The sequence below is a fragment of the Paenibacillus sp. D51F genome (assembly GCF_053345695.1).
The window spans coordinates 192,318-207,040 of the sequence record NZ_JBKFAO010000005.1 but is presented as its reverse complement, the minus strand read 5'-3'; the positions used below and the strand labels follow the sequence as shown (position 1 = coordinate 207,040).

At 56.1% G+C, this 14,723-nt stretch carries 13 protein-coding genes; 9 read left to right on the top strand and 4 right to left on the bottom strand.

Going from position 1 to position 14,723, the window contains the following annotated elements:
- The first annotated feature begins 465 nt into the window (after positions 1–465).
- From ACLBWT_RS11665 to ade, 3 genes are all read left to right on the top strand, one after another.
- Complete coding sequence (locus tag ACLBWT_RS11665; protein ID WP_447663422.1) at positions 466–2,007, top strand: malate:quinone oxidoreductase; 1,542 nt, start codon at positions 466–468, stop codon at positions 2,005–2,007.
- A gap of 229 nt (positions 2,008–2,236) precedes the next feature.
- Complete coding sequence (locus tag ACLBWT_RS11660) at positions 2,237–3,355, top strand: SGNH/GDSL hydrolase family protein (RefSeq protein ID WP_447663295.1); 1,119 nt, start codon at positions 2,237–2,239, stop codon at positions 3,353–3,355.
- Positions 3,356–3,525: 170 nt separating this feature from the next.
- Complete coding sequence (gene ade / locus ACLBWT_RS11655) at positions 3,526–5,331, top strand: adenine deaminase (RefSeq protein WP_447663294.1); 1,806 nt, start codon at positions 3,526–3,528, stop codon at positions 5,329–5,331.
- A 240-nt stretch (positions 5,332–5,571) separates the two neighbouring features.
- On the opposite strand, the gene ACLBWT_RS11650 is transcribed toward ade, so the two are convergent.
- From ACLBWT_RS11650 to ACLBWT_RS11640, 3 genes are all read right to left on the bottom strand, one after another.
- Positions 5,572–5,886 (bottom strand): hypothetical protein, encoded by a 315-nt coding sequence (locus ACLBWT_RS11650; protein ID WP_447663293.1) that lies wholly within the window; start codon positions 5,884–5,886, stop codon positions 5,572–5,574.
- The gene (locus ACLBWT_RS11645; RefSeq protein WP_447663292.1) at positions 5,879–6,247 is read right to left on the bottom strand and encodes a DUF6864 domain-containing function; all 369 of its coding nucleotides are present in this window, start codon (positions 6,245–6,247) and stop codon (positions 5,879–5,881) included. Before ACLBWT_RS11645 ends, ACLBWT_RS11650 begins: the two co-directional genes overlap by 8 nt.
- Before the next feature lie 213 nt (positions 6,248–6,460).
- Positions 6,461–7,318, bottom strand: coding sequence for a class II fructose-bisphosphate aldolase (locus ACLBWT_RS11640; protein WP_048747599.1), 858 nt, complete (start codon positions 7,316–7,318; stop codon positions 6,461–6,463).
- A 557-nt stretch (positions 7,319–7,875) separates the two neighbouring features.
- Here ACLBWT_RS11640 and ACLBWT_RS11635 point away from each other — a divergent pair.
- The 3 genes from ACLBWT_RS11635 to ACLBWT_RS11625 all read left to right on the top strand — a co-directional run bounded on the left by ACLBWT_RS11635 (position 7,876) and on the right by ACLBWT_RS11625 (position 10,580).
- Positions 7,876–8,190, top strand: coding sequence for an ArsR/SmtB family transcription factor (locus ACLBWT_RS11635; RefSeq protein ID WP_447663291.1), 315 nt, complete (start codon positions 7,876–7,878; stop codon positions 8,188–8,190).
- Positions 8,191–8,256: 66 nt separating this feature from the next.
- Positions 8,257–8,736, top strand: coding sequence for an SRPBCC family protein (locus ACLBWT_RS11630; RefSeq protein ID WP_447663290.1), 480 nt, complete (start codon positions 8,257–8,259; stop codon positions 8,734–8,736).
- A gap of 596 nt (positions 8,737–9,332) precedes the next feature.
- Positions 9,333–10,580 carry an ATP-binding protein gene (locus ACLBWT_RS11625; RefSeq protein WP_447663289.1) on the top strand — a complete coding sequence of 416 codons (1,248 nt, stop codon included), beginning with the start codon at positions 9,333–9,335 and terminating at the stop codon, positions 10,578–10,580.
- A gap of 45 nt (positions 10,581–10,625) precedes the next feature.
- On the opposite strand, the gene ACLBWT_RS11620 is transcribed toward ACLBWT_RS11625, so the two are convergent.
- On the bottom strand, positions 10,626–11,327 hold the full coding sequence (locus ACLBWT_RS11620) for a glycosyltransferase (RefSeq protein ID WP_447663288.1): 702 nt from the start codon (positions 11,325–11,327) through the stop codon (positions 10,626–10,628).
- Positions 11,328–11,479: 152 nt separating this feature from the next.
- Between ACLBWT_RS11620 and ACLBWT_RS11615 the strand changes: the two genes are divergently transcribed.
- From ACLBWT_RS11615 to ACLBWT_RS11605, 3 genes are all read left to right on the top strand, one after another.
- Positions 11,480–13,237, top strand: a complete 1,758-nt coding sequence (locus ACLBWT_RS11615) for a DUF5050 domain-containing protein (protein ID WP_447663287.1) — start codon at positions 11,480–11,482, stop codon at positions 13,235–13,237.
- 192 nt (positions 13,238–13,429) lie between these two features.
- Entirely contained in the window at positions 13,430–14,434 is a 1,005-nt protein-coding gene (locus ACLBWT_RS11610) for a Gfo/Idh/MocA family protein (RefSeq protein ID WP_447663286.1), read from the top strand.
- Positions 14,435–14,459: 25 nt separating this feature from the next.
- Positions 14,460–14,693, top strand: coding sequence for a hypothetical protein (locus ACLBWT_RS11605; RefSeq protein WP_447663285.1), 234 nt, complete (start codon positions 14,460–14,462; stop codon positions 14,691–14,693).
- Positions 14,694–14,723: the final 30 nt, after the last annotated feature.

The window sequence follows — 14,723 nt, the reverse complement described above, 5'->3', positions numbered from 1 at the left end:
CCATATCTGAATGCCAATCGCCCTTGCTGGTTCAGCGGAGGCGATTTTTTTCTTATCGGCGCAAGGAGGAAGGGACCGTTAGCCATAGGCGATTGAGGCGCGTAATGGCGCGAATCGGGGCATTAGGAGCCGTCGCCCGCCGCTGTGCTGCAAGCTGCTGCTTATTTTGCAACATTAGCCGGATTCTTTTATAGACATTATGCTCGACTCCTACTGGGAGAGTCCGTATAATTGTATACAATGCCAACTTTCCAACATGGGATCTAATATTCAAATGCCCGGGTTGGAATACTAAGCTAAGATGGGGAATACCGTCCGCAAAATCCACATTTAGCGGCCTGCTTATCGCCTCCCATTATTATATAATAGTAAATATCTTAATCTGCAGATAATCATGGTCATCGTGTTCAAAAGAGCGGTGTGACTCTGTCGCGCCTTGCTTGCTATGCAATTTGTCCGAAAGAGCTGCATTTTTTCTTCAAATATCAGCGTGTAAGGAAGGTAAAAATGAGTAAAACACAAACCCAAACAGACGTTATCTTAATTGGTGCCGGCATCATGAGCGCGACTTTAGGGGCGCTGCTCAAGGAATTAGTGCCCGACTGGAACATCTCCGTGCTCGAGAGGCGGGCGACCGCAGGCGAGGAGAGCTCCAACGAATGGAACAATGCAGGGACGGGGCATTCCTCCCTGTGCGAGCTCAACTACACGGTCGAGAAGCCGGACGGATCGATGGATATCAGCAAGGCGATCGGCGTGAATGAGGAATTTCAGGTATCGAAGCAGTTCTGGTCCTATCTGGTCCAAAGCAAGCTGATCGCCAACCCGCAGGACTTCATCATGCCGGTTCCCCATATGAGCTTCGTGCAAGGGGAGAAGGATGTCGCCTTTTTGAAAAAGCGGTTCGACGCTCTGTCGGCCAATCCGCTCTTTGACGGAATGGAATTTTCCGACGATCCGCAGAAGCTGAAGGAATGGATTCCGCTGATGATGAAGGACCGCACAACGAAGGGTCCTATAGCGGCAACCAGGATTGAATCCGGAACGGACGTCAACTTTGGCGCTTTAACGCGCATGCTGTTCGCCAACCTGCAGAGCCGGAACGTCGAGATCAAATACAAGCAGAACGTCGACGATATCAAACGGACAAGCGACGGCTTATGGGAACTCAAGGTGCGGAACGTCGACAGCGGCGCGGTCGAACGCCGCACGGCCAAGTTCGTCTTCATCGGCGGCGGCGGCGGAAGCCTCCATCTGCTGCAAAAATCGGGCATTCCGGAAGGGAAGGGCATCGGCGGCTTCCCGGTCAGCGGACTGTTCATGGTGTGCCAGAAGCCGGAAATCGTCGCCGATCACCGTGCCAAAGTATACGGCAAAGCTCCGCTGGGCGCTCCGCCGATGTCGGTCCCGCATCTGGATACCAGGGTCATCGACAAGAAGGAATCGCTGCTGTTCGGACCGTTTGCCGGCTTCTCGCCGAAGTTTTTGAAATACGGCTCCATGCTGGATCTGGTCACTTCCGTCAAGATGCACAATCTGGTCACGATGATGGCGGCAGGCGTGAAGAACGCATCCTTGACCACGTACCTGATCAAGGAAGTGATGCAGTCGAAAGAAAAGCGTATGGACGCCCTGCGGGAATTCGTTCCGAACGCCAAAAGCGAGGATTGGGACCTGCTCGTAGCCGGACAGCGCGTGCAGATCATCAAGGATACGGCAGCCGGCAAAGGAACGCTGCAATTCGGCACGGAGGTCATCAACGCCGCGGACGGCTCGATCGCCGCCCTGCTCGGCGCTTCCCCTGGCGCTTCCACCGCCGTTCCCGTCATGCTGGAAGTATTGGCGAAATGTTTCCCTCAGCATATTAAATCGTGGGAGCCGAAAATCAAGGAAATGATTCCTTCGTACGGCTTGCCGTTGATGGGCAATCCGGAGCTTATCCGCGACATCCATGAGTCCACGGCAAGGACGCTTGGACTGAGCCCTAGTCCTCAACCGGTCATGTAAGGTTGATGAAAATGGCCGCGGCCGCGAATGCTGCGCGGCATCCGCTTTGCTGACAGCCCCGTCGTCATGACGGGGCTGTTTTTTCAGGCCCGGCGAGCAGCTGCATGCACTTCGCGTGATCTCCGGATTAGGGCAGGCTGCGGTTGTTTTCCTTTTTGCAGGGCGACATCGGGCGGGGTCCGGGAGTAAACTGGATCTAACGACGGAACCGCAGATGGAGGATCAGACGATGAACGAATTGACTGTACAGGCCCTATCCGATCTACCGCATGTCAAGGTGCATGGTCGAACGACGGGAGAGCGCTCCCCGCTTACTCTTTTCTGGAGCGGAAGCGCTCTTGAGCTCCAAGCCAAGGGGTCCGAGCTATGGGTGGAGCTGGAGGCCGATTACGGCCAGTACGAGCCGTGGATCACGATTCTGATCAATTCGGTGCCGGTCGGCAGGCAAATGATCACGTCCGGCAAGCACTGGGTCTGCCTGTTCCGGGGCATGGACGGAGAGACGGCGAAGAACGTCCGCATCGTGAAGGACGTGCAGCCGATGAGCGGCGATCCGCGCTGCTCCCTGCACATCCATGCGGTCAAGTTCGACGGGGAGTTCCTGCCCGTAGAGGACAAGCCCTATAAGATCGAGTTCATCGGAGACAGCATCACTTCCGGCGAGGGAGCGATCGGGGGCAGGGAGGAAGCGGACTGGATCCCGATGTGGTTCAGCGGCACGCGCACCTATGCAGCCTTGGCGGCGGAAATGCTGAATGCGGAATGCAGGATTATTTCCCAAAGCGGATGGGGCGTCCTGACGAGCTGGGACAACAATCCGCACGGCAATATTCCGCAGCATTACCAGAAGGTATGCGGCCTTCTGACGGGAGAGAGGAACGCGGCTCTCGGCGCCTTCCGCGACTATGATTTCGCTTCCTGGCAGCCGGATGCCGTGGTCGTGAATCTGGGCACCAACGACGGAGGCGCGTTCTACTCGCCTGAGTGGAAGGATGAGGAGACCGGCAGGGCCTACAAGCAGCGTCTGAACGAGGACGGGACCTTCAACGAGGAGGATCTGCAGGCTTTCGAGGCGGCGGCGGAGAGCTTCCTCGCGACGATCCGCTCCTGCAATCCGCATGCCCATATCGTCTGGGCTTACGGCATGCTGGGAACGCCGATGATGCCGGCCATCTACCGCGCTGTCGATGCCTATATCAAACGTTCGGGCGACCGGAAGGTGTCGGTGTTCCAGCTTCCCGCCATGACGGACGAGACGACGGGCGCAAGGAGCCATCCCGGCGCTGCGGCGCATGAACAGGCTGCCCGCGAGCTGGCAGCCTATCTGCGGGGACGGCTGGAGGCTTAGAACGGGCTTCCCGTCATGATGATGGAGCAGCTGCATGCCGGCTTACCGCCGTCATGCGATCTCCGCGCGCCTCCAAGCGGGCCCGGCCGAGAGGGTCGCATAGGGCGGCGGATATCGTGTTAAGCTAGATATTTAGAATGGATTGCCAATTGAAGGAGTGGAGGAGCAGGATGAGCTCTGGAAAAAGAACGCCGCTGTATGAAGCAAGCCGGCTGCTGTCCCAGGTAGCCCGCGGCGAGGCCGAGGCCGAGATCGTCATCCGGAATGGGATTCTGGTCAACGTCCATACCGGAGAGCTGCTGGAGCATGTCGACGTTGCGATCGCATCCGGCCGGATCGCGTATGTGGGCAACGCGGAGCATGCTATCGGAAGCGGCACGAAAATAATCGATGCAGCGGGGAGGTACCTCTGTCCCGGATTGCTGGACGGACATATGCATGTGGAGAGCACGATGCTGTCCGTGACCGAGTTCGCCAAGGCCGCTCTGGCCAAGGGGACGACCGGGATCTTCATGGATCCGCATGAGATCGCCAATGTATTCGGAGCGGAAGGCGTGAAGCTGATGCATGATGAGGGGCAGCAGCTCCCTCTCAAGGTGTTCACGACCTTTCCCTCCTGCGTTCCGGCGACTCTTGATCTCGAGGATGCCGGAGCCAGGCTGGGCGTCGAGGACATCTCCAAGGGACTGGCTTGGGACAACGTGGTCGGACTCGGGGAGGTCATGAACTTCCCTGGAGTGGTTTATGGGGATCCCGTCATGCTCGGAGAAATCGAGGCCACGCTCAAGAGCGGCAAGACGGTCACCGGCCACTTCCCCAGCGAGGATGACCGCATGTTGCAAGCCTATCTCGCCGCTGGCGTCACCTCCGATCATGAGACCGTCACCCGGGAGCAGGGGCTGCAGAAGCTGCGCATGGGCATGCATCTCATGATCCGCGAAGGCTCCGCCTGGCATGACGTCAAGGAAGTCATCAAGGTTGTCACAGAGGACAAGGTGCCGACGGGCAACATCTCTCTCGTCACCGACGACGTCAGTCCGCAGACGCTGATGGAGAAAGGACATCTCAATCATGTCGTCCGCCGGGCTATGGAAGAAGGCGTGGAGCCCGTCACAGCCATCCAGATGGCGACGGTGAATGTAGCGAGGTACTTCAAATGCGAGCAGGATCTCGGCAGCATCGCGCCGGGACGCTGCGCGGATATTCTGCTGCTGGACGATCTGGAGCGGATGGTGCCGTCGACCGTGCTTGCGGACGGGGTTGTTGTCTACGATCAAGGACAGCTGCGCCAGGAATGCTTCCCGGCGTTCGTTTATCCATCGCATATCCGCAAGTCCATGCATGTCGGGCGCAAGCTGGCGGCGGAGGACTTCAGGCTCGCCAGCCGGTTCGATGCGGCAGCCGCCCGCGTCAACGTCATCCGCATTATCGAGAACAGCGCGCGGACCGAGAAGGCTGCCGCAGAGCTTCCCGTGGAGCACGGCGTCATCCTGCCGGATATACGGCAGGACACGATCCGCCTGGCCTGCATCGAGCGGCATCATGGCAAGGGGGAGGTGTCGCTGGGCTTCGTGCAGGGCTTCGGCATCACCCGAGGGGCTGTAGCCTCCACGGTGGCGCATGACAGCCACAACCTGCTCGTCATGGGCGTGGATGAGCATGAGATGGCATTCGCGGCCAATGAGCTCGTGAAGATCGGCGGAGGCATGATCGTAGTCAGGGACGGCAAGGTGCTGGCGCAGGTCCCGATGGCCATCGCGGGCCTGATGTCGGAGAAATCTCTGCCGGAGGTCGTGTCCGAGGTGGCCGGGCTCGAGGAAGCCTGGAAGGCGATCGGCTGCTCCCTGAATGCTCCGTACATGACCTTTTCGCTGGTCGCTTTGCCGGTCATTCCGGAAATCCGGATTACGAACCGGGGGCTGGCGGATGTGGCGCAGTTCAAGCTGATCGACGTCGAGATGGCCCCGCCGCAATAAGGGCCGGCTATAAGCAGCGCCCGCCTTGTCGACAAGGCGGGCGCTGCTTGGCGTTGTTCGGGAAGGCGGTCGGCATTCAATATCGCAAAGTGAAGGCGTGCCGGACGGAGATGCTGGAAAAGGGCTTCAATGCATTCCATGCATCGCAAGCCCCTTCCTATAAAGGTTTACTGGGTAGGATTCTCGCCTGCTTCCGCAACATCTCTGAGCTTATCCTGACTTGGAGCTGTTGAATCAGCTTCATCCTCCGGAATCCCTGGAACGCGATCCGATCAAATACCCGATGATGGTCGATTCGACCGGAAGGACGACGAGCGTCCACATCTCCTTCAGCCCGAAGTCGGCGGAACGGTACGATGCGGGCGTCAGCGTATAGACGAGGGCGATGAGCAGGACGCCAAGCGCGATCGTGCCCACGATATAGAGGCGGACATTTTCGCCGGAGCCGTAAAATCTTCCGAGGAAGCCGAGCTCGGCTTTCCTTTTGTCGCTTTCCGCGTTCGCGGCGATGATTTTGCTGGCGACCTTGGGGTCCTGGATCTCGAGTTTATTCATCCCCCGGCCCCCCTTCGCCGGAGTAGAACGTGAAGGCAAGCGCCCAAGCCGACAGGTCGTAGTGGATCGTCGTCTCATAGCGGAGGGACAGGCTGCGGTTGTCGAGCACGCCGAGATGGATGAGATCCTGATTGCCGGTCGGCTTGCCCCGCGGATAGTTGATGCAGGAAATTCGGACTTCGTTGTAGCGGATCAGCTGGATATCCGTCGCGATGTCGTCCCGCTGCGGATCGTGCTCGATGCAGAAATGGAAGGTCAGAGGGTCCTTTTCCTCCGACAGCGTAATTTCTATCGGGCTCATGCCGTAGGCGGATACGCGGCCGTAATAGACGGCCTCCATTCCCCCGGAAGTAATTTTCATCGTCATCCCTCCGATAGCGGTCTCATACGAGCATTCTCGTTCTAGTGTACGAGAGAGGCTGCGGGGACATGACTGCCGGGTGGAGCCGATGATCGGACAAGAAGGCTCAGCCTTCCCCGAGGCTATGCGCCATTTAGGATCGGTTCCATTCCGGCATGCAAAAAAAGGCAAGGAAGGACCGAGGTCCTCCTTGCCTTTTTGATTTCGTGCGTCTTACGCTTTGTTGGAAGAACCGAACTCGCGCATTTTGCCGATGACCGTCGCTTTGATCGCATCGCGTCCTGGTGCCAGGAATTTGCGCGGATCATAGACTTCGTGGTCAGCCGTCACGATTTCGCGGACTTTTTTCGTGAAGGAGATTTGGTTCTCCGTGTTCACGTTGATCTTGGCCGTTCCGAGGGAGATGGATTTCTTGATGTCGTTCGTAGGGATGCCCGTGCCGCCGTGCAGAACGAGCGGAAGCTTGATCGTCTCGCGGATTTCCGCCATTTCCTTGAAGCCGAGGTTAGGCTCGCCTTTGTAAGGACCGTGGACGGAGCCCAGAGCAGGAGCCAGGCAGTCGATGCCTGTCAGCTTGACCAGCTCGAAGCATTCTTTAGGATCTGCGTAGATAACGCCGTCAGCAACGACGTCGTCTTCTTGGCCGCCGACCGTACCGAGCTCAGCTTCAACGGAAACGCCTTTGCTGTGCGCGTATTCAACGACTTTCTTCGTCGTCTCGACGTTCTCGTCGAACGGATGGTGGGAAGCGTCGATCATGACGGAAGTAAAGCCGGCGTCGATCGCTTCTTTACATTTGTCGAAGCTGGAGCCGTGGTCGAGGTGAATGGCAACCGGAACCGTGATTTTCATTTCATCGATCAGGGCGCCTACGATAGCGGTAACGACTTTGAAGCCGCCCATGTAGCGGGCCGCGCCTTCGGATACGCCGAGAATGACCGGGGATTGCTCTTCCTGTGCCGCAGCGAGGATCGCCTGCGTCCACTCCAGGTTGTTGATGTTGTACTGGCCGACGGCGTAGCCCTCGGCAAGCGCCTTGTTCAGCATGTCCTTCATGGAAACGAGTGCCATTGTAACTCCTCCTAGTGTCCTGTTTCTGTAGATGGTTTCTCCTCATTCGAGCCCGAGGGCAAAATGAGAATGGCAAGGCTAATGGACCAGCCAATGCTTGTCTACAGCTATTTTAACATAAATGCAGGGCCGTGAACCTGGAATTTATGAGCCAGCCGGCGCTTCAACGCTGACATCAGCGAGTTAGGTTCTGTGAATAGCGGTTGGATCGGCGATCTCGGCGCAAGTCCAAGGATTAAATTTCCACCGCGAGGCCTCCTTTATTCGCTCCAAAGAAAAAAGCCTTGAGGCTGAGCTCAGGGCATATATATGAGGCGCCATGCGGGTGAAGAAGGGTCAGCCTAAGGCCTATCATGAAGGCACGAAGGGGAAGAAGGGGTCAGCCTAAGGCCTATCGATCGCTATAAAGTAGATTTATCAAAGAAGCATACTTGGAATTTTAGGGTACACGACCTCCAGACCGATGGAAATAGCGCATTGTTTGGTAGGGAGCCCGCCGTATGTCGGCTGCTTTTCATGCCTTGACAGAAATATAACCGAAAGGTAATATATAAGCCATGAATGAGGACAAGCTGTTTGAAGTGCTCGCCGAGCCCCAGCGCAGAAAAATTCTCGATTCCCTGCGCGTCCGGGAACGCTCTGTCGGAGAGCTGGTTGCTTTATCGTCGCTAAGCCAGCCCGGGATCTCGAAGCATTTGCGGATTTTGCGCGAAGCGGAGCTCGTCTCGGTACGAAAAGAAGGGCAAAGCCATTGGTATCGATTGAACGCGAAGCCATTGAAGGAGCTCGACCATTGGTTCGAGCCTTATCGGCGGTTCTGGTCGGACAAGCTGGACGTGCTGGAGAAGCACTTGGACGAAGAGGACCGCTAGGGCGGTCCGCGCGAAAACAGGGATGCCGGGGCCAGCGGCCCTCGTTCCCATAGAGGAGGTCCAATCATGTTGGCGTCATTAACCCCTGTAACGGAAGGATACGAAGCCCGCTTCGAGCGGCGCTTGAAGCACCCGGCCGAGAAAGTCTGGTCGTCGCTCACAGCCAACGACAAGCTGGCGGAATGGTTCCCGGAGCTGCGGGTGGACGAGCTTCGCGAAGGCGGAGTGATCCGGTTCGACATGCAGGACGGCACGTTCAAGGAGCTCGAGATCCTCGAGCTGCAGGAGCATGCTGTCCTTGAATACACGTGGGGCGAGGACCGCGTCCGTTTCGAGCTTTATCCGGAGCCCGGCGGATGCCGCCTCGTCTTGATCGAGACGATTCGCAAAATGACCGGCCACACACCCAAGGATCTGGCCGGCTGGCATGTCTGTCTGGATGTCATCGCCGCCTTGCTGGACGGGAGAACGACAGCTCGCATGGAGGAGTGGAAGCTGGCTTACGAGGACTACAGGCTGCTGGTCGAGGAAGCTGCCGGAGGCTGAAGAATCAGGGCCACTCCGCCATCCATGCGGCGTTTTCTACTATGGAGCCGCTCGAATGGACAGGGCATGTTCCGGAGCGGCCAAGGCGGCTCGGCTGGGAAGGAAATGGGACGACTAATATCGACTCCATCGTTTACAGTAGAAATTCAAAGAAACCCTGCTCATTCATGGAGCAGGGTTTCGTTTTGGCCATAGTAGCTGGTGCATCGATGACCGAAGCCGCTGCCATATCCGGAACAACCGGAAGCGCGGGTGCGGCTGCTCCTGTCGGCCGCCGTGGTGGCCAAGCAGCTTTGTCCGGAAGACAAGGATCGCGAACTTCAGCTGCTTGTGCCGGGATCATCCAACTTGATAGATTGGCAAAGTTAGTTTGAAGGCAATTTACAATCGCGCCGATAACCTGCCCCCTTTGAACGCATCAGGAACAGATTCACCGGATACGTTGTGGCAGGAAGGCCGTCAATATTTACCCCGAAGATGTAGTAATTGAGCAATCTGTGATTATAATGGTGTAACGAAATGCAAAATGACAGGATATAGCTTACAAATGAAGTTTATTTCCTTTGCTGCATTAAATATCGAAAGGAAGTTATTCGTTGTTTGAGACCTTGCTCTTGAATTTTTTGTTTTTATTAGTTCCAGTTTTGACTTTTTTGATCTTTTTTGAAAACAAAACCCATCCTTATCACAACAACATCCTTGTTGTTCTATCCGCCATCACGATGATTCTTTGTATCATAAAACCAATTATTTTAGATATTGGATATATATTTGATTTAAGATATATCCCGTTCATCATCGTGGCTTTGTTTGGAGGCCACAAGAATGTATTCCCGTTGTACATCATCCTGAACGCATGCCGCTTCTATGTTGGGGGGCCAGGAATGCTCGAATCGTTCCTGTTTTCTACCGCGGCATTCATTCTGATTCCTTGCTACAGCAAAACGTTCTTGAAATTGGATTCCCGGGGCCGTGTTGCCGCGGCAGCCGCCATTGCTTTGCTGACGATGGGGTGTTACCTCGCGATTCTGAGCCTGATCGTAGGCGGATCCGATCGGCAATTCCGGATCCTCTCTTTGAATGCCTTGACGACTTATGTCGGAGTGACAAGCGTGATCATGATTCTGATCGAGAAGATTCTGATCAACTTCAAAAACAGGGAGCGGATCATTCAGTCGGAACGGTTGAATGTCGTCAGCGAGCTGGCGGCAAGCGTCTCGCATGAGATCAGGAACCCGCTAACCGTAACGAGCGGATTTCTGCAAATGCTGCAGAAATCGATGACGATTACGCCGGAAGAGAAGAAATTCGTGGACCTTTCGCTGCAGGAGCTCAACCGGGCGGAGAAGATCGTCAGCGATTACTTGTCGTTCGCCAAGCCGCAGTCGGAAAACATGGTCTACTCCAACATGATCGATGAGCTGGAGTATACCAAAAATGTCATCATGCCTTATGCATCGATCCATGAAGTAGAGGTTAAATTCAGCTTCAGCAACAGCCTCCAAATCCGCTATGACCGGAACCAGATCCAGCAATGCTTGATCAATCTCTACAAAAACGGAATTGAAGCGATGAAGGAGACGGGAGGCGGCATCCTCTCCATTGATGTGGCCGAGAGAAAGCAGCATATCGTCATCAGCATCCAAGATACGGGAATCGGAATGACCAAGGAGGAGATGTCCCGCCTGGGCAAGCCGTATTATTCGACGAAAGCGGAAGGGACCGGCCTTGGCATGCTCATGGTCTACAGCACGATCGACAAGGTGAAGGGCGTCATCGAAGTCGAGAGCGAAAAGGGCATCGGTACGACCTTCCTGCTCACCATACCCGTGAGCGACCGGTGAAAAAAGCTTGCTGCTGCAGGTTCGCCGGCCGATCCTTCGCTCCGATCAGGCTTTTTTCCTGGCGTAGGCGGTATAATTATCGGTAACTGCAATGGGAAGGCTTTTGGCCAGATAGTATCGGTCGTTGACCTTCCAGGTGTGGGTGCTCTTGTTTTTTCTGCGGATGTACACGTAATTGTAGGGAGAGGATGCATAGACGATGCAGCCTTTTTTTCTGCATTTCCTTAAAAACCGGACGTCCTCGCCCAAGGAGATATCGTCGAAGCGCGCGTGCTTCAGCACGCTCCTCCGGAACAAGATCGTTCCCCCTTGGATAAAATCGACGAATTTATGCTGTTCCTCGGGAGAGCGGATGACGAGTTGCTTGCTTCCCTCCAGATAGACGAGGCAGGCATGCTTGCCGATGACGGAGCTTCCTTTGAAGGCAAGCGTCTTGACCTGCTCCCGAAGATAATAAGGCGAATAGTAATCATCGTGGTCAAGCTTGGCGATGAGAGGATGCCTGGCCCGGGAGATGCCGCAGTTCAAGCATTGGCCAAGCGATATTCTCTCCGGGACAGAGTAGACGCGGACATGGCGGTGAGCGGAGGCTATGCGCCGGATCGCCTTCAGATCGGCCTTGTCCTTGTTGACGATGAGGATCAATTCCTTGTTCGGATAGAGCTGCCGCTTATAGTTGCTCAGAATGTTCGGGATGAATTCGGGCCTGTTCGTGCAGGCCACGATCGATACTCCAGGTTTGGCCAAGTTTCGCCCCTCCGTTTCGTTTCAGATCCATTCATTCTATGAAAGACTTGAGTAAGGCGCTTGGCCAAAGGCCCATCGGGCATATGGAAACATATTCCTGATTTGAGCGTCTATAGAGACGTTCATATTATGATCTGATAAGGAGAGCCGACATGAAGAAAGCAGCCTCGCTTCTACTGGCGTCAAGTCTTTGTCTGAGCCTTCTGGCCCCTCCGGCGCAGGCATCGGAAGCCGCCAAGCCATTGCCCGAAGTGTTCGGGAATATGATTGTCTTTCCTTATGACTATCAGAACAAAGCTTTCATCCGTGGACAGAAGACGGACATCTACGGCGATTTCAAGCTTACGCAGAAAAAGGGGCGCGTCCTCGTGCCGATTCGCCTGATGAGCTATCTCGCGACTCAGGCGGACCTTCAGCAGGGCTGGGAAGCCAATTGGCAGCAGCAGAAGCCGGATGAGGTCGTTCTCCACAGCAGCAAGCTCAAACGAACGGTCAAGTTCACTGTCAACAGCACTTCGATGACCGTGAACGGCGAAGTCCGCGTCATGGATGCGGCGCCGCAGAAGGTGAACGGACAGATCATGCTGCCTTTGCGAAGCGCGGCGGAAGCGATCGGCAAGAAGATCGACTGGCATGACGGCCTTGTTCTCATCGGAGACAACATCGTGGATTGGAAGGATCCCGGGAGTCTCGCGGCCGGCGGCAAGGTCAAGGAACAGCTGGCCGATTCCCGCAGCCCGATCAATTATGGCGATACCGTCCCTCTTGGCCTGCATGGCAATACCTCGTATTACTTCAAGCGCATGCGCAGCGGAATCATCCAGAAGCTATACCGGAAAACGGACGGGCAAAAAGAGGCAGCCATCGAGCTGCCGGGAAATCCGGTATTCGATCAAGCAAAAGTCATCGGGCAAAAGCTTTATTATGTGACGACCGTTAATAAGTCGGCAGAACTGCATGCGTATGACCTTGCCTCCGGAAAATCCGATGCCGTTGCCAAGCTGCCGTCGTGGAAGCCGGAGAATGGCTGGGTTGCCGGCATCGAGACGATCGATAAAGACCTGTACATCATCCTGCATACAGGAGACTTGACGGTGGGATCAGAGACGTTATACCGGGTGGATAATGGAACTATCGTTAAAGTCGTCGATGCCCGCAGCATCATCCACTACGTCAAATCGGGAGAAGCCTTGTACCTGACGGACTTCGATCCGATGGCCAAGATGGAAGACAATCTGAGCCGAGTAGATTTGAAGACCGGCAAGAAGGAGGCGTTCGGGCAGCCTGGATTCGCCTACCTCATTAACCGGACGTCCAACGGGCAAGGTCTCGGATACTCGAGCGTCGGCAGCATGTATGCTCGGGACGGCTATCTGTATGCGCTTGGCTACAAGGCAAGCGATGAGGCGGATGAGAGTGCCGTGTACAAAATCAGCTTGGGAGATCAGACGCAGACCAAGCTGACGGGCTCGGCCGCATCGTTCTGGATGGAAGGCAGCCGGATTTACTACGTCGAAGCCAAGACCGGACATGTGATGTCTGCCGGGATTGACGGGAGCGGCGCCAAGACGCTGGTCAGCCGCAAGGCGGCACAGATCCAATTCTCCGCTGGAGCCATCTATTACAAGGTCAATGCGACCGGCAGCGACTACGATCCCGGAGAGCTGTTCCGGTACGATCTTGCCTCCGGCAAGGAAACGAAGCTGGCCGCACAGCCCGTCAGCTCGTATTATGCGGGTACGGCAGGCGTCTATTATCTGTCCGGCGGTTACGAGCCCGGCATCTATCGGATTGATCCGAATGGCGGGCAAGTCCGGGTAGCCGTAGACAATATCGCCAGCGCTATCCTGACGGAGGAGGGCATGGTGTACTCGATGACCTACAAGGAAGGGATTTACGCGGTGAAATAAACGGGTTGTGTATCGCAGCCCGCGAGCCATGTTCGATCAAGTGGTGGCATTCGCCAAGGCAGCCGAGAGGGAACGCATTCCCTCTCTTTTTTGCCATGCAATCCGTGGTATTATTTTCTTTATCCATAGGCAGTCCGCAGTTGCAGACCGTGGGCGGGATTTTCATTCTTGAACGAAGAAACGGAGCGGAGCATGAAAAAAATCAGGTTGGCCGTCATCGGTCTGGGCGTAATGGGAAGGAATATGATTGTTCAGAAGGCTCCCGGGTTTCCGGAAGATATCGAGCTGGCGGCGGTATGCGACCCGAACGCAGCTGCGATTGAGAACGTCCTGGGCAGCGCAGGCGGGGTAAGGACTTATTCGGATTACCGCATCATGCTGGATGAGGGCGGCATCGACTTGCTGTACATCGCCGTCCCGCCGGCGATGCATCATGAGTTGGCGACAGCCGCTTTTGAGAAGAACATTCATGTGTTCTGCGAAAAGCCGCTTGCGAACAGCTTGGAGGAAGCCCGCGAAATGGCGGAGCTGGCAGCGGGATCGGATCTCGTGAACGCCGTGCATTTCTCGTTCCCGTTGGAGCCCCCGGTTCTCAAGCTCAAGGAGCTGCTGGATGAAGGCGCGGCCGGGACCATGGAGAGAATCGAACTGTTCCTGCAGTTCCCGCAGTGGCCGCGGGCTTGGCAGCAGAACGGATGGGTCGCGACCAGGGAGCAGGGCGGATTTCTGCTTGAAGTCGGCATTCATTGGATCCATATGATCCAGCAAGTCTTCGGCCGCATCGCACGGCTGAGCAGCGAGGTCTCCTATCCCGCCGACAGCAGGCTGTCCGAGAACAAGGCCGAAGCGACACTGGCCTTGGACAGCGGAATTCCGATCCGCCTGAGCGGAAGCACGGGCCTGCCCGGCGAGGAGCGCGTTTCCATGGTCGTCCACGGTTCCAAAGGTGTTGTCGCGCTGGAGAATTGGCGGTATCTGTACAAAGGGGATTCCGCCGACAGTCTTCAGGCAGTCGATACCGACAGCATCGCGAGCCCGCTCCCTATGCTGAAGCAGGTCATCGCGGCGCTGAGAGGCCAGGATGCGCTTGTCTATGATTTCGCGGACGGCTACAATGCCCAGGTTGTGCTGGAAGCGCTGCGCCAATCCGCTGGCTCGACCGTCGAGCTGGGCCCGCTGTACATCGCCCGCCGATGACTTTGAAATGATGGAAGGTTATACCATGTACCGCCAATTCCTGTCCAGCGAGGAGATCGGCGCTTTGGCGTCGGCTGTGAACGGGATGAAGTCCGCGCTGGATGACGGCATGCTTGCCGTCTTGCTCGACACAAAGCAGGTTGCAAAAAAACGGGAAGCCCGAGGCTTTCCGTTTTTCTTTTGGGAGTGCGCGCAAATCCTCGCAGATGGCTATATCGGAACTATCCCTTGCCGTTTTGCCCGCCGCTCCGTAAGGTAAGGCTAAACCCCGAGAGGTGCTGACCTGCAT

What these genes read in the sequence shown, in the direction of transcription:
- ACLBWT_RS11660 (WP_447663295.1), top strand. Translation starts at nt 2,237, where the DNA reads ATGAACGAATTGACTGTACAGGCCCTATCCGATCTACCGCATGTCAAG.
- ade (WP_447663294.1), top strand. Translation starts at nt 3,526, where the DNA reads ATGAGCTCTGGAAAAAGAACGCCGCTGTATGAAGCAAGCCGGCTGCTG.
- ACLBWT_RS11650 (WP_447663293.1), bottom strand. Translation starts at nt 5,886, where the DNA reads ATGAATAAACTCGAGATCCAGGACCCCAAGGTCGCCAGCAAAATCATC.
- ACLBWT_RS11645 (WP_447663292.1), bottom strand. Translation starts at nt 6,247, where the DNA reads ATGAAAATTACTTCCGGGGGAATGGAGGCCGTCTATTACGGCCGCGTA.
- ACLBWT_RS11640 (WP_048747599.1), bottom strand. Translation starts at nt 7,318, where the DNA reads ATGGCACTCGTTTCCATGAAGGACATGCTGAACAAGGCGCTTGCCGAG.
- ACLBWT_RS11635 (WP_447663291.1), top strand. Translation starts at nt 7,876, where the DNA reads ATGAATGAGGACAAGCTGTTTGAAGTGCTCGCCGAGCCCCAGCGCAGA.
- ACLBWT_RS11630 (WP_447663290.1), top strand. Translation starts at nt 8,257, where the DNA reads ATGTTGGCGTCATTAACCCCTGTAACGGAAGGATACGAAGCCCGCTTC.
- ACLBWT_RS11615 (WP_447663287.1), top strand. Translation starts at nt 11,480, where the DNA reads ATGAAGAAAGCAGCCTCGCTTCTACTGGCGTCAAGTCTTTGTCTGAGC.
- ACLBWT_RS11610 (WP_447663286.1), top strand. Translation starts at nt 13,430, where the DNA reads ATGAAAAAAATCAGGTTGGCCGTCATCGGTCTGGGCGTAATGGGAAGG.
- ACLBWT_RS11605 (WP_447663285.1), top strand. Translation starts at nt 14,460, where the DNA reads ATGTACCGCCAATTCCTGTCCAGCGAGGAGATCGGCGCTTTGGCGTCG.